13 protein-coding genes are annotated in these 14328 nt (G+C 60.3%); 2 read left to right on the plus strand and 11 right to left on the minus strand.

Features of this window, described 5'->3' with window-relative positions; translation table 11 throughout:
* Window positions 1-20 precede the first annotated feature (20 nt).
* Genes P3G66_RS10675 through P3G66_RS10715 form a run of 9 tightly spaced genes read right to left on the minus strand, consistent with a single transcriptional unit; the run spans window position 21 to window position 8913 of the window.
* Window positions 21-578 carry a hypothetical protein gene (locus P3G66_RS10675; RefSeq protein WP_007734217.1) on the minus strand — a complete coding sequence of 186 codons (558 nt, stop codon included), beginning with the start codon at window positions 576-578 and terminating at the stop codon, window positions 21-23.
* Window positions 565-1785, minus strand: coding sequence for an MlaD family protein (locus P3G66_RS10680; RefSeq protein WP_007734224.1), 1221 nt, complete (start codon window positions 1783-1785; stop codon window positions 565-567). Before P3G66_RS10680 ends, P3G66_RS10675 begins: the two co-directional genes overlap by 14 nt.
* A complete protein-coding gene (locus P3G66_RS10685; protein WP_007734227.1) occupies window positions 1782-2846 on the minus strand; it encodes an MCE family protein in 1065 nt (354 codons plus the stop codon). The genes P3G66_RS10680 and P3G66_RS10685 overlap by 4 nt, the downstream gene beginning before the upstream one ends.
* Complete coding sequence (locus tag P3G66_RS10690) at window positions 2843-3940, minus strand: MCE family protein (protein WP_003945762.1); 1098 nt, start codon at window positions 3938-3940, stop codon at window positions 2843-2845. The genes P3G66_RS10685 and P3G66_RS10690 overlap by 4 nt, the downstream gene beginning before the upstream one ends.
* Complete coding sequence (locus tag P3G66_RS10695; RefSeq protein ID WP_064443477.1) at window positions 3937-4992, minus strand: MCE family protein; 1056 nt, start codon at window positions 4990-4992, stop codon at window positions 3937-3939. The genes P3G66_RS10690 and P3G66_RS10695 overlap by 4 nt, the downstream gene beginning before the upstream one ends.
* Window positions 4992-6023 carry an MlaD family protein gene (locus P3G66_RS10700; protein WP_064443124.1) on the minus strand — a complete coding sequence of 344 codons (1032 nt, stop codon included), beginning with the start codon at window positions 6021-6023 and terminating at the stop codon, window positions 4992-4994. Before P3G66_RS10700 ends, P3G66_RS10695 begins: the two co-directional genes overlap by 1 nt.
* Entirely contained in the window at window positions 6020-7243 is a 1224-nt protein-coding gene (locus P3G66_RS10705) for an MCE family protein (RefSeq protein WP_007734237.1), read from the minus strand. The genes P3G66_RS10700 and P3G66_RS10705 overlap by 4 nt, the downstream gene beginning before the upstream one ends.
* A gap of 3 nt (window positions 7244-7246) precedes the next feature.
* Window positions 7247-8104 carry an ABC transporter permease gene (locus tag P3G66_RS10710; RefSeq protein ID WP_003945491.1) on the minus strand — a complete coding sequence of 286 codons (858 nt, stop codon included), beginning with the start codon at window positions 8102-8104 and terminating at the stop codon, window positions 7247-7249.
* The gene (locus tag P3G66_RS10715) at window positions 8104-8913 is read right to left on the minus strand and encodes an ABC transporter permease (RefSeq protein ID WP_003945485.1); all 810 of its coding nucleotides are present in this window, start codon (window positions 8911-8913) and stop codon (window positions 8104-8106) included. Before P3G66_RS10715 ends, P3G66_RS10710 begins: the two co-directional genes overlap by 1 nt.
* A 541-nt stretch (window positions 8914-9454) precedes the next feature.
* Between P3G66_RS10715 and P3G66_RS10720 the strand changes: the two genes are divergently transcribed.
* Both P3G66_RS10720 and P3G66_RS10725 read left to right on the plus strand, forming a co-directional pair.
* On the plus strand, window positions 9455-10714 hold the full coding sequence (locus P3G66_RS10720) for a TetR/AcrR family transcriptional regulator (RefSeq protein WP_007734242.1): 1260 nt from the start codon (window positions 9455-9457) through the stop codon (window positions 10712-10714).
* 34 nt (window positions 10715-10748) lie between these two features.
* A complete protein-coding gene (locus tag P3G66_RS10725; protein WP_161120939.1) occupies window positions 10749-11954 on the plus strand; it encodes a crosslink repair DNA glycosylase YcaQ family protein in 1206 nt (401 codons plus the stop codon).
* A 246-nt stretch (window positions 11955-12200) separates the two neighbouring features.
* Here P3G66_RS10725 and P3G66_RS10730 read toward each other — a convergent pair whose 3' ends face one another.
* A complete protein-coding gene (locus P3G66_RS10730) occupies window positions 12201-13355 on the minus strand; it encodes a Rieske 2Fe-2S domain-containing protein (RefSeq protein ID WP_007734246.1) in 1155 nt (384 codons plus the stop codon).
* A gap of 83 nt (window positions 13356-13438) precedes the next feature.
* Entirely contained in the window at window positions 13439-14203 is a 765-nt protein-coding gene (locus P3G66_RS10735) for an SDR family oxidoreductase (RefSeq protein ID WP_007734247.1), read from the minus strand.
* Window positions 14204-14328 lie beyond the last annotated feature (125 nt).

A 14328-nucleotide genomic window follows, 5' to 3' on the forward strand; every position in this document is an offset into this window, starting at 1 on the left:
CTTCCTCCGCGTGTGGTGAGTTACTTGGTCTCGACGTTGCTCACGAGCCACCGGTCGTCCGAGCGGACCAGGGACACGACCATGCGGTACTTCTGTGTGTTTCCCTCTGGCGCTGCGACATTCTTGGCTTGTTGGTCGACGAACACGAGCAACTTGGCCGACGAATTGTCCAGCGATTCGATACCGACGTCTGTCGCCGTCGCGCTCGCCTGGCCTTGGCCCCCGGCAACGACTTCGCGAAGTGAATCGACCATTGTTCGGTAGGTGCCGGCAAACTCGTCGGTCGACATCGAGGCAATGCTGTCTTTGTTGGCATCGAGGTTCTGATAGTCGAAGGAGGACATGATGGTCGAGTAATCCCGCGCGGTGTCCAAAGCCTCCTGCCGCAGCGTGTCTTCCTGATTCGCCGAGTACATCTGGAATCCGAGCACCGCCAATGCTGCGACCAGCGCTACCGCCATTAGTGAGATCAGTGCGTTGCGTGGCTCCTTCAGGCGGTGAAGTAGCGACGGAGAAGTCGGATGTTCGGCCACCTCGGCTTCTGTCTCGTCGAGTAGTGCGTTGTCACCGTGTGCCATTTCCCAGTCCTTCCAACATCAATCTCCAGTAGTTCAGGGCGTCGACTCCGGTCGGGACGAGAATCGGATCTGCGACGACGGGCGGTCCGATCGGAGTGCCCGGGACGGTCGAGTTCTGCAAACCGAGGTCGTTCGGACGCGGAGCATTCTGTGCTCCGCGTTGGACGAGGTCGTCGGCGGGGGGACAGTACATCGCCAGACTCGGACTGGTGGGAGACAGATCGCCGACCTCACGCCGAGGGGTGTCGTAGTTGCAGACCGGCCCCTGGGTCGCAACCAAGGCAAAGTCGGCGCGATCGCCTTTGACGATGGATGCCAGTTTGGCGAGACCTTCAGGAATCGTGACAAGTCCGGTTTCCAGGGCGTCTGTGCGGTCGGAGATGATCGGTGCGACAGTGACGAGATTGGCCAGGACCGCTCCGAAAGTGTTGTGGTACTTGTCGAACAACTGTTGAGCGCTGTTCAGGGCGGCGGGCGAATGATCGGTGAGGTAGATCAGCACCGGCGCGTTGGATTCGAGTTGTTCGGTGAAGTTCTTGGCAGCTGCCATTCCCCGGACGAACGAATCCGATTGTGTCGCCATGGAGTCCACCAACGTGGAGGTTCGCGACAGCAGCGCAGCGAGTTCGGCCGACTGGTCGTTCAACTGCGCCGACATGGTCCCACCGTTGTCGATCATCGTCGCCAAGCTCGGGCCGAGCCCGTTGAACGAATTCCCCAGCTCGGTCCCGATGTCGCTGATCGCTTGTGGATCAATCCCTTCCAAGACACCGGACGCCTGAAGCATCAACTGGCTCATCTGGACCGGTTGCTGATCCGCGGGCATGGCGATCTCGTCGCCGTCCCTAAGATACGGGCCGTGGTCTGTGTTGGGGTAGATGTCGACATTCTGAATTCCGGCTGCGGTCCCCATCGTCACCTTGGCGACGCTGTCGGTAGGTATCTCGGTGTTGTCGTTGAGTGAGAGTTCCACCCGAGCCGTGCGGGTGCCTGCGTCGAGTTCGACTTCACTCACTTTCCCCACCTGTACGCCGCGATACGTGACGACCGTGCCCTTGGTCAGTCCGAAGGCGTCGGACATGTTGGCGTGCAGCCGGATTTGACCCCCGAAACCCTGAGGGCCGACCACGTAGACGATCCCGAAAGGGATGACCACAGCAGCGATCAGAGCGAACAGGACAAGTTGAACAAGCGCAAGGCGACTCAACGCGGACCTCCCTGAAGTAGATCGGTGAGAGTTCCCGCTGGTGCGATCGATTGACCGGCCATACCGCCGCTCCAGAGCTTGTCGATCGTTCCCGGAATATCCAGGGCGCCGTCGAAAACGAGGTAGTCACCCTGCACTGCACCGGTGAAGTTTTCGAGCAACCCGTTCATGTTCGTCAGCGTCTGGCCGATCTCCGAGTTGAACGAATCCAGAGTCCCGACAACGGTCGACGCATCGTGCAGCATCGCGTCGAGGCCGTTGGGAGACGAGTCGAGAATGGTGTTTGCGTTGGTGGCGAGCTGAACGGTCGAGTTCAACAGGCTCGCAATCTGATCCTTCTGTCCCACGAGAATCGACACCACCTGTGGAACGGAATCGAGGTAGTTGTCGACAACTACGCGTTGGCCGGCCAGTTGGGAGGAGACCCGGGCAGCGAGGTCGACGGCCTCGTCGAACTCGCTGCGGTGACTGCTTGCCTCTGCCATGAGCGAGGTGAGGGTCTCGGTCAGAGAACGAACTTCACCGGAGCGCCCGGAAAACGCGGTGTTCAGCTCGCGCACCACGGTATCGAGTTGGTCGATGCCGCTTCCGGTCAGAACCGTGCCGAGGGTGGCAAGCGCACTTTCGACCTGCGGACCGATCTCGGTGCGAGACTCCGGAATTGTGTCTCCGTCGCTGAGCGTGGAGCCGGACGGAACTTCCGGCACCAAGAGTCTGATGAACGGATTGCCAAGTGCGGACGGGAGTTCGACGGAAGCTTCGACGTTGTCGGGCAATGGCGTCGCGGCGTCCAGACTCAGAGTCACATCGGCTCCGACGACATCGGCTGACAGCGCGGATACTCGACCGATGACTTTCTGGCCGCTGCGGACGTCTGCTCCCAACACCAGGCCGTCGGCGCCGGCCAGCTGCAGCGCCACGTTGTACGCGTCACCGTCGGCCGAACGACCCAGGGGTAGGTCTTGAATGCCTGCGCTACAGCCGCCGAAGGCGAGCACGGCCGCAGAACCCACACCGATGATCACGATACCGGCGATTATTCGAACCGATTGCCGCGTCAATTGCCACCTCCGGGGACGGCTCCGCCGGAAATCGCGGAGGCGATGCCGAGCGGATCAGAAGTGCTGAGGGGGAAGGAAATCGGATTCGTGAACCCGGCTCCGGTGCAGATCGGCAACTTGTAGGTGTCGCACAGCGGTTTCGCCACCGCGAACTGAGTCAATGCAGTCGAGACGTTGAGCCGAATGCGCCCGCGCTGATCAGGACCGATTGTCTGGGAGAGGTTCTGCATCATCAACGGCACCAGGTCCATGAACTCGGCGAGGCCGGGTTCTTTGGCAGCCAGAGTGTCACCGAGAACTCGCACGTTGTCGGCTATGGCACCGACATCATCGCCGTGAGTTGTCATGAAACTGTTCAACTGGTCGAAGACCACCTGCAGATCCTGCAGAGGCTGTGAGATGTCCATGTTCTGGCTCGCCCATTGATCACCCAGGACGCCGAGGTCGCCGACAAGTTCGTCGAGGCTGACCTGCCGTGCGTCCAGAGCATTCATCAAAGTGTTGAGATTGTCGACAAGGGCACCGATGTCTTCCGACCGAGCGCCAACAACTCCGGTTGCCGTGCTGAGATTGCGAATTGCGGTGTTGAATTGATCGCCCTGGCCCTGCCACCCGGCGGCGCCGCGGCTCACGAGATCGCCGAGATTGCCCCCATCCCCGGCAAATGCGTCGGCCAAAGTGCTGACGCTTCCCATCAAGCCGTCGAAATCTATGGGGGAGTGGGCACGTTCGATCGGAATCTGGTCGCCGTCTTTCAGTGTCTCTCCGCCGGTGTACGCCGGGCCGAGTTCGATGTGTCGATCGCTGATCACCGATGGATTGAGGACATAGGCCGAGGCGTCGGCGGGCAGGTCCACGGAGTCGGGCATCGACATCGCTACTCGAACAGAAGTTCCGCGAGGTTCCACCGACGTGACCGTCCCGACGCCGACTCCGAGGACGGTGACCTTGCTTCCCTCGTAGATTCCGCCGACGTAGCTGAAATCGGCGTAGACGGTCTTGGACTGATCTGTTCGTCCGAATATGTACCAACCGGGCAGGGCGATCGCCAAGGTCACTACCAGCATGGCCGTGACGGCTTTTCGTGTATTCACTTGCAGCCCTCCATGATGCCGAGCGCGCAGAGCAGATTGTCCGGGATCACGGCCGCCGGCGCGTTGACGTCGGTCCAATTGCCGGTGCCGGTTGAATCGGTGACCGAACGCAGCGCGGAAGGAAGACGAGTCAACAGCAGGTCGATCTGATCTGCGTTGTTCTTCAGCGTGGTGGTGACCGCGACGAGGTTGTCGGTCATGGCTCCGAACTCGTCCTGACGATCGACGAAAGTGGTGGAGAGCTTCGAGATGATGATTGTCAGGTTGTCGACCAGCTGAGTCAGTGCGTCCTTGCGCATCGCAAGAGTTCGAACGATCGTCTGAGCATTGGCCGCAGTACCGACGATCGAATCGGTTTGTGCCGCAGCCATGTCCGACAGCTCACGAGACGTGATGAGAATCTGGTCGATCTGTTCACTGTTCTGCGCGAAAGCCGCCGAGGCGCCGCTGATTCCGGCCAGAGCCCGGCCCACCTGATCGGAATCAGTGGGAATCACCTGCGAAAGGGTGTTCATCATGGACTCCATCGCCTGTAGGTCGACGCCTGTTGCCGCAGTGGTGGCATCACTGCTGACGTCGTCGAGGCTGTACGGCACGGTTGTGCGGGAGAGCGGGATGACCCGCGCCTCGGAGTCGTCGACCACTCCGGCCGGCACGATCTCCAGGTAGCGCTTGCCGAGGACCGTCTTGAGCCTGACCGTCGCCGTGCTCTGGTTTCCCAAAGGCTGGTCCTTGTCCAAGCGGAAGTTGACGACGACGTGGTCGCCGGCAAGGTCGATCGAATCCACTCGGCCCGCGGGAACCCCGGCCACGTAAACCGGATCGGTGTCGGAAAGCCCGCTGGCATTGGCCAACTCCGCTGTGTATGCCGACGTGCGTACGTTGTACCAGAGCTTCGGAATGCCCAAGGCGGCGCCGAGCCCCACCACCAGAACGAAGATTCCGAGACTGCCCAGGGCGAGAGCGGTGCCGCTACCGCTGCGACGGCGATCCCCTTTGAACAGGAAGAGCATGATGCCGACGAACACGTCGATCAGCTTGACCAGGAACATCATGAGCACACCGGCGAGTGTGTCGGACCGAAGATGTTGGCTTCCATGTCGCCTGCCTTCAGAGTGAAATTGCACAGATACAGGCTGATGAAACTTCCGTAACTTCCGATCCGGTTGGCGGCGTCGGCGAACTGGGGAAGGTTGACGAGAAGTCTGTTGAACTCGTAGGTGCTCGCAATCCAACTCCCGGTGACACTTTCGAGTTGTTGCACGGTCTGACCGAATGCGCCGTTCGACCCGGCCATGATCTGAGCCAACGACGAGACAGTGCGGTTTCCCTGATCCAAGAGCGAGACCAGTTGATCGTTCTGCCCGACGACGGAAGTACTCAGATCGTTCAAACCGTCCAACAGACCGACTAATTCGGGTTGACGCTCGTCGACGGAGGTGAGAAGAGTGTTCATGTTCGTGAGTAGTTGCGCGAAGACGTCCTGACGGTCGACCAGGCCGGAACTCATGGTCGCGATCTGGTCGAGCAGGGTGGTCATTGCCTGGCCCTGGCCGTTGAAGGTTTCGACAAAACTTCGCGTGAGCGTGTTGACCTGCTCGGGCTGCAGCGCGGCGAACAACGGTTTGAACCCGTTCATCAGGGCCGTCAAGTTGATCGGCGGTGTTGTCTGCGCCAGCGGTATCGTGTCACCTGGTTCGAGCTGTCGTGCGGATACCGTTGTTGCGCTGTCGTCTTGCGTCAGTGCCAGATATCGAGCACCGAGCATGTCGCCGTAGCGCACGGCGGCACGGACATCCGACTCGAGGGAATATCGCGACTCGATTTCGACGTCGACGATCGCCTTGCTCGTCCCGCCTCCGTTGTCGGCGAACGCAACCGAGTCCACGCGGCCGATACGCACACCCGACATGGTGACCGGGTTGCCCGGGTTGAGTCCTTCGACGTCGGTGAACTCGAACGAGTACGAATCGGTGCTTCCGCGAACCGGGACCGACAACGTGTTCGCCACGAACGACGCGCAGGCGACGCCGGTGAGACAGAAGAGTGACAACCGAATTACCTGGCCAGGACGGACCTTCACGGGACGGTCACCTCGTTACCTCTGACCATCGGCCCCAACATCAGTGTTGTTGCCGGGTTGGGGGTATCCGAGGGTTCCGGCGATCCGCCCAGTAGTTGATCTTCGAGGTACCGCAGGGGGGCCGCTTCGGCTACGCCGCCCACGACCGGGGCACTGACGGGTTGTTCAGGCGTCAGGTTGGAGCCCGAACACTGTGCTCCGCGCGAGTCACCGTACTGCGGGCAATCATCACCCGTGTATGGGAGCGGTTCGGCGAACGTGGCAACTGCTGTGATGTCGAACTTTCCGGTGGCGAAGACTCGAGCGCCCGCGGCGCCGAACGTACTGGCATTGGCGAGGGTGGAACGCAGTCCTCCGGGATTGGCCGCGGTGGTTGCGAGTATCTTTCCGGCGGAATCGATCACAGTGATGATGTTTCGGTTGTTCGCCCCGACAAAATCGTCGACGGTAGCGGCGAAGACTGCGGCCGCGCCGATCGAGGACTCGAGATTCGCTCTGTTGGCGACCATGTCGTTCGAGACAGTTGTGGCGGCTGCCAAGGTATCGAGAATGTCGGGGGTCGCACGGTCCAACGCGTCGACGACCGACTTGAATTCGGGTGTCGATTCGAGGAATTGGTGTGCGGCGGGTGTCAGTACGCCGGACGCGGCACTGAGATTGTCTATCGTGGTACCGATCTCGGCTCCGTTTCCGTCGAGTGCCTGGCCCAGCGCAGTCAGGGCTGTCTGCAACTTCTCGGGCTGCATCGCAGTGAGGACGCCCACCAACTTGGTGTACACGTCGTAGAGCGCAACGGCTTCGGGACCGTCGTCCATGTGGATCTCGTCTCCGTCCGCCAGAGTCGTCTGGCCCTGCTCATTCGGACTGTCCACGAGCTGCATGTAGATGTCGCCGAAGAACGTGCGTGGAACAACGCGAGCCACCACGTCAGCGGGAATCTTCGACGCGTCATCGGTCTGAATCTGCAACTGCACAACGGATTCGGCGGTTCCTGATTCGATTTCGCCGATTCGGCCGACGTTGACGCCGTGGTACCGAACCGGAGCTTCACCGCTGATGAGACCGGCTGTGGCTGGAACAGCGACGAAGATGTCGGTGCTCTGCTCGAGATTTCCCGAACCGCGTAGAACCATTGTCACGGCGGCGGCGACGGCTACGACTATGGCGATCGCGCCGCGAAGGGCGTACACGATCTTCGTGCGTGTAGTGAGTCTGTCCACGGCTCAGACCCCCATTCCCGGGATCTGGGGCACGAGGCCCCACAGCGCGAAAGTCATCAGTACGTCGAGGATTCCGATCGCGAGGATCGCAGTCCGGAGCGCGCGCCCGGCCGCTTGCCCGACGCCGGCCGGACCACCGGAGGCATAGTAGCCGTACGCGCAGTGAACCAGCGCGACAACAGCGGCGAACACCACGGCCTTGAGACCCGAGTACAGGAGATCCTGCGGAGAGATCGCCAGATGGAAGAAGTAGTCGTAAGTACCTGCCGATGCGCCGTTGAAGAACACGACGACCAGTCGGGTCGAGAGGTAACTGGCCAGGAGTCCGATCATGTAGATCGGGATGACACAGATCATGGCAGCGATCACCCGGGTACCCGCGAGGAAGGGGATCGATCGGATCGCCATCGAGTCCAGCGCGTCGATTTCGTCGGAGATACGCATGGCCCCGATCTGGGCGGTGAAACCCGTTCCGACCTTGGCGGCCAACGCGATCGCGACGACAACAGGGGCCAGTTCACGGGTGTTGGCAACCGCGGACAGCATGCCGGAGAGCGAGGTCATCCCGACAAGCTCGAGGCCCCGGTGGGTCTCGACGCCCAACATCATCGCCGCGGCCAGCGACATCGCGAAGACGATCCCGATGGTGCCGCCGCCGGACAACAAGGAGTTCGTGCCGAAGCTGACCTCGCTGATCTGACCGAGTACATGCTTGCGGTACTTGGTGAGCGCAAAGGGGATCGATGCGATAGTGCGGACGTAAAAAGTGACGTGTTGACCGAGGGAGACGAGGCCGTCGCCCGCGGTTCGCAGGGGTCTGCTCGCTTGACGTGCTCGAACACGGAGATCGACGAGCGACATCAGAATTCACCGACTGCCGGGACGATTACGGTGTAGAGCGCGGACAACACTGTGTTCACGATGAAGACGAGCGCGAACGCGATGACCACGGCTTCGTTGACTGCGTCGGCAACGCCGCGTGGGCCACCTTTTGCATGTAGACCTTTGAAGGTGGCGACCAAAGTCGAAGCGATGCCGAAGACCGCAGCCTTCACCAAAGCCATGACGAAGTCGGAAGATCGCCCGTACTGACTGAACGTTGCCATGAACGTTCCGGCCGGAAGATGCTGGACGTAGATGTGGTACAGGTAGCACGCGATCACACCGCCGAAGGTGACCATCGAACACAGTGCAAGGGAGACGATCACTGCCGCAACCAATCTCGGTGCGACGAGGCGCTCGATCACGTCGATGCCCATCACTTCCATCGCGTCGATCTCTTCCCGGATCTTTCGTGAACCCAAATCCGTGCAGATCGCCGATCCTGCGACACCGGCCATCATCAACGCGCACACCAGCGCCGCGGCCTGACCGACGATGATGAAAGCTACGACAGCTCCGGAATATCCACCGGCTCCGATCCGGCCGGCCAGTTCACCGACCGAGACGGCGATGAATACACCGATCGGAATCATGAGAAGCAGCGACGGGCCGGTGCTGACGCGACCGATGAACAGGGTCTGAGTAACCGTCTCGTGCAATGAGAGTCGTCTGCGCAGGATTGCCGTGAACAGGCCGAAGAGTGCCTGAACCGAGAATCCGATCAGATAGCCCCCCTGTAACGCTACGTCTCGCACCGGGCCCTTCGCGGCTGGCAGCTCGTACGTCATCTAATTGAATTCCTTTGCAGATCAACAGTGTTCGGCACGGAGTTCGAACTGTTCGAGCGCTGGCGGTCGAGCGAACTGCCTGTGAAGCATCTCACACATATATGTGTCCAAGCAAGCATTATGTGAACCGAAATTCTCGTCGAACTGTCAGCCCTGTTGACCGAGTTTCCTTCATTGACGTGGAGATATCGGAACTGTTCATATCGACATCCTGTGTATGTTTACGAATATTCCGAATCTGTCAGTCGGATTGCTTCGTGGATGCGGGCTGGATGCTTCGAGCGGTGACCCTACCCACTGCTGGTGGCCACAGGCAAGGTTTTGTTAACGAAGATTCTCGGTGGAAGCAACGGGGGAGGTGGCGAAGGGCGAGTGGTGTGTTCTGATCAAAGTCAGCGTTACCTGCATGTATGAAACTCTAGACGCGCGATGTGCTGAAATCGGTGTACGAGTTTTCAGAATCATGCTTATGCTGATTCTCGTCTGATGAGCAGGCGGATCGAAGTGCTTTGTGCGTGAGGGCTGGAGAGTGGGGTACACGGTGAGCCTGAACGATCAGTTCGTCGACGCGCAGACGTCGAATGGGATTGTTCGGCAGCCGAGGTCCGACTCCGTCAAGAGGCGACCGAAGGACCGCAAGGCGCAGATCGCGGCTGCAGCGGCAATCGCGTTCAGTGAGCGCGGATATCCTGCTGTCAGTGTCGACGACATCGCGTCGGCGGTCGGTATTTCGGGTTCGGCGCTCTATCGGCACTTTCCGAACAAATACGCGATGTTCCGCCACGCGGCACTGGAGTTGACCGGAGCGCTCGCCAGTGCCCTCGATGCCGTTTCGGTTGCGCCTGCGGCAACCGATGCGCAGCGGTTGCGCGAAGATCTGATTGCAGTGATACGAACGACGATCCGCAATCGGCGTACGGCCGGAATCTATCGTTGGGAGAGCCGGTTTCTCGACACCGATGATCGGAAATCCGTTCGAGCGCAAGCCAGTACGGTCAATCGCCGAGTAGCCCGGTATCTTTCGCGCTCCGAACCCGCGATGACGGCGAGGGACGAGACCCTTGTCGTGGCAGCGATGTTCAGCGTCATCGGCAGTATCACCGTCCATAACCTGTTGCTGCCCCAGCGAGCGATGGAGAAGGTTCTGCTCGACGCGTGTCTGGCGATAGATCAAGGTGAGGGTGCAATCACCGCTAGCCGCTTGGAGCAGTCCTCGTTACCTCGAACCGTGACCACGAACAAACGTGAACGTCTCTTGCAGGAAGCCGTGCGCCTCTTCGACTCTCGCGGGTATCACGACGTCAGCATCGAAGAGATCGCCGCGGCCGCCGGCTTGAACGCGTCCGGTATGTACCGCTACTTTCCCAGCAAGGCAGAGCTTCTCGGCGCCGTGTTCTATCGAGCTGCAGATCGCTTGGACTTGGCGACGGCAGCGGTCTTCGACTCCGCGACTTCGCACGAACAAGTGCTCCGGTCACTGTCGGCGATGTACGTGGAGTTGTCGTTTGCACAGCACGAATTGATGTCGGTCTACTTCTCCGAGATGAACAACCTTCTGCCGAGTCATCGAAGCGATCTGAAGAATCGCCAGAAGCTTTACGTGGTCGAATGGGCGCGAGTGCTCGGCGAGATTCGTCCTGAGCTGTCGGCAGTAGAGGCGAAGTTCGTAGTTCACGCTGCGCTCAACCTGGTCCCGGATGTCGGCCGCATGATGAAGTTCGACGCTGCCGCAGAGAACGCGGCCATGTTGCAGGTGTTCATGTCGGCAGTACTGTTCGGCCGTCGGGCTTCGGCCGCCTGAAGCGTGTCGGTGAGTGTGCGTAGTCTGGCCCACTATGAGCGAAGTCGTGTCACTGGCAGTTGCCCGTCGCATAGCGCTTGCCGCTCAGGGATTCGGCAAATCGCATCCCACGACGGTGACGCGTCGCAATCTGGTCGGCGTGATGGACCGGCTGCAGGTGCTGCAGATCGACTCGGTCAATGTCTTCGAACGCAGTCACTACCTACCCGTTTATGCGCGATTGGGCGCATACGACAAATCCAGACTCGATCAGCTTGCCTTCGCCCCCGGTTCGGGATACCTCGAATACTGGGGCCACGAAGCAACGTTCTTGCCGGTGGACATGTGGCCGTTGTTCCGTTGGCGGATGGACCAGTTTCGCGCCAAAGCGTTGAGTGACAAGGACGGGTGGGCTTCCGATCGGAGTGTCTTCCTCGATTGGTTGCGGCAGGAGTTGCGCGACAACGGTCCGATGGCGGCGAGCGAGATCGAACACGAGGCGAACACACGGCGCGGTCCGTGGTGGGGGTGGTCCGACGTGAAGGTCGGGCTGGAGACGCTGTTCCGTTGGGGCGAGGTGGTCTCGGCGGGGCGCGCCGGTTTCGAGCGTCGTTACGGCCTGGCCGAGCAGATGCTTGCACCCGAGATACTCGACGCACACGTCGAGCGGTCGGAGGCGATACGCGAACTGGTGCTGCGGGGTGTGAAGGCACACGGTCTCGGCACCCTCGACGACATCGCCGACTACTTTCGTCTGCCCAGCGCAGAAGCACGAACGGCATTGCAGGAACTCGAAGATGCCGGCAGTGTGCGCCGGGTGTCCGTCGACGGCTGGGAGCGTCGAGGCAAGGCAAGGGAGGTGTGGATCGATCCGCGAGCGAAGCGTCCCAGGTCCATCCGTGCGGAAGCGTTGTTGTCACCCTTCGACCCGGTAGTGTGGGCACGCGATCGAGCGTTGCGGCTCTTCGACTTTCACTACCGGATCGAGATCTACACTCCGGCGCACAAGCGAGTTCACGGATACTACGTGCTTCCGGTCTTGATCGACGACAAGATCTGTGCCCGAGTCGATCTGAAGAACGACCGTCAGAACCGTCGACTGCTTGTCCGCGCGGCGTGGGCCGAACCCACCGCGGACGCCGACACTGCGCCGCGGTTGGCGGAACTCCTTCGGAGAACTGCGCATTGGCAGGGCTGCGACACCATCGAGGTGGAGAACAAAGGCACGTTGTCTCAGCAGTTGGCCGCCGCCATGAGGTGAGCCTTCAAGGCCGCGAGGGAGATTGTCATTCGGGAACGGTTATCCGCCCGTCGATTGCGGCCCTGCTGATGGAATCTCTCAATGCGGAACAACTTGCGGATCGAACTCTCGGCGTCCCAGGGTCCGCGCGGTACTCCAAACACGCGGTACGCGAATCTGATCGCCACTGGGTCGACGTGTGATGCCAGCTGTTCTTCTCCACGAGGACGTATGTTCCGCACCGCTCGCAGTCCAGCGGTTCCATGGTCATTGCCCTACTCCTGCGGCGGCCCTGCGTGCGATGTTGTCAGCGACTTCCTGCTTCCACACTTCGATGGGTTTGCTTGTGTCCATCTCGAATTCGAAACGGTCGACCATGTCCGGGGTGATGTCGGCGACGTCCACGTAGAACTGTTCGTACCAACGGCGTAGTTGGTAGACCGGGCCGTCCTCGGTGCAGAGCAGTGGATTGTCGATACGGGTCTTGTTCTTCCAGATCTCGATGTCCTGCTCGAACCCGACACCGATGTATCCGATCATCGCGTCGACAAGTTGATCGGCGAACTCGGCGGGCATCTCTGCGGACTTCTGGACGGTAATGCCGTACATGAGTACGAATTTGTTCGGGCTCACCGGGTAGTGGCAGTTGATCAGCACCGAATCGGTCGTGAAGTTCTCGTAGACGTAGCGCAAGTCGTCGATCATGAACGACGGTCCGTGGTAGGCCGCTGTCGAAAGATTCGACACCAACTTCGGTACGTCGGGGTCGGTCCAGGTCACGATGTCGTCGCGGTTGATGCCGCTCTGCTCCTGGATGGCGACGTGTCCTTCGAAGACGTTCTTGAAATAGGTGGGGAACGAGAAGTGCACGTAGAAGAAGTGCGCCATGTCAACGACGTTGTCGACGATTTCTCGGCAGTTCGTATCGATGACTATCGACTTCCAGACCCAATCGGTCCACTCGTGCTCCGCAGACTTGATGATCGGTATAGCGACTTCGGCAAGAGGCGGATTGCCTTCGGGGTCGTGCCAGACGAAGAGCAGCCCGTCTTGTTCGAGCGCAGTCCAAGCGCGGGTCTTGGCAAGCGGGGGGACACGTCGAGCATAGGGAATCGCGGTGCACTTACCGTTGCCTCCCCACCTCCAGTCGTGGAAGGGGCACGCGATCGAATCGCCCTTGACCGTGCCCTGACTCAGGTCGCCGCCCATGTGACGGCAGTACGCGTCGAGGATCTTCAGTTCGCCATGCGAGTCGGAGAAGACGACCAGTTTGGTACCGAAAGCTTCGACGGAATGCGGGTTCCCGTCGCTGTAGTCCTTGGCGAGGCCGAGGCAGTGCCATCCGCGGGCAAATCGAGTGGGAGGTTCTCCCTGGTCGATGATGCGAACCTCTTCCGATTCATTGACATCCGCAATTGTCATGTTCTTCCTTTCGTGAGTGCACCCGGTGGGCTGGACCGAGCGACGTTGTACGACAGTCGAAGGGGTGTGAATCTCTGGGCAAGTCACATACGTTGCGACGAGATGTTGCCGCCGTCGACAACCAATTCCGTTGCGGTGATGTAACTTGCTTCGTCGGACAGCAGGAAGCGGACAGCGTGTGCGATTTCCTCCGGGCGACCGAGCCTGCCGAGGAGGATGCGTCGTTCGAATGCCCCGTCACCCAATGCGTCTACGGTCGGCTGAAGCAGAGGGGTCAGAATCTGTCCGGGAGAGACGCAGTTGATCCGAATGCCGTCCGGGCCCAGTCGGTCCGCCAGCGATCGGACCATCGACAACATCCCACCCTTTGCAGCGGAGTAGACAGGGTTGATTGCATTGCCCAAAGTTGCGTTGATCGAAGCGATTCCGACTATTGCCGAACCGGGATTGGCCGTGAAATCAGGCATCAACTGTTGAACCAACAGGATGAGCGGACGTAGATGGGTGTTGATACCCGTCTCCCACACGTCGAGCGTCACTCCTTCGAGGGATCCGATATCGACGACCCCGGCGGAGTGAACAAGTCCGCCGATGGAGGGAAGTGAGGAACGGGTTGTGGCCAATGCGGCCGCGTAGTCGTCCGCTCTCGTGAGATCGATTCCCACTCCGATGGCGTCGATGCCGAATTCGGAGGAGATCACTGCTGCCTGATCGACCGCTTTTGCCTCGTCGATATCCCAGAGAGCGACTGGTCGTCGGATCGCCGCGAGCGCGCGGGCGGAGGCCAATCCGATTCCGGATGCGCCGCCGGTGATGATCACGCCTGTCGACGGGGATGAAGCATTCATGTGTCCTCCTGATTTTGAAGCGTTCTGCTCGGCGCCGCATGATCTGATGGGCTCCGGTCATCACTGTGACGAGGGATGGATTCGGGCTCAACGAACATGACCGATCATCGGTATAGGTGCTGGTG

The organism is Rhodococcus sp. C3V (genome assembly GCF_029269915.1).
GTDB classification, from domain to species: domain Bacteria; phylum Actinomycetota; class Actinomycetes; order Mycobacteriales; family Mycobacteriaceae; genus Rhodococcus_F; species Rhodococcus_F qingshengii.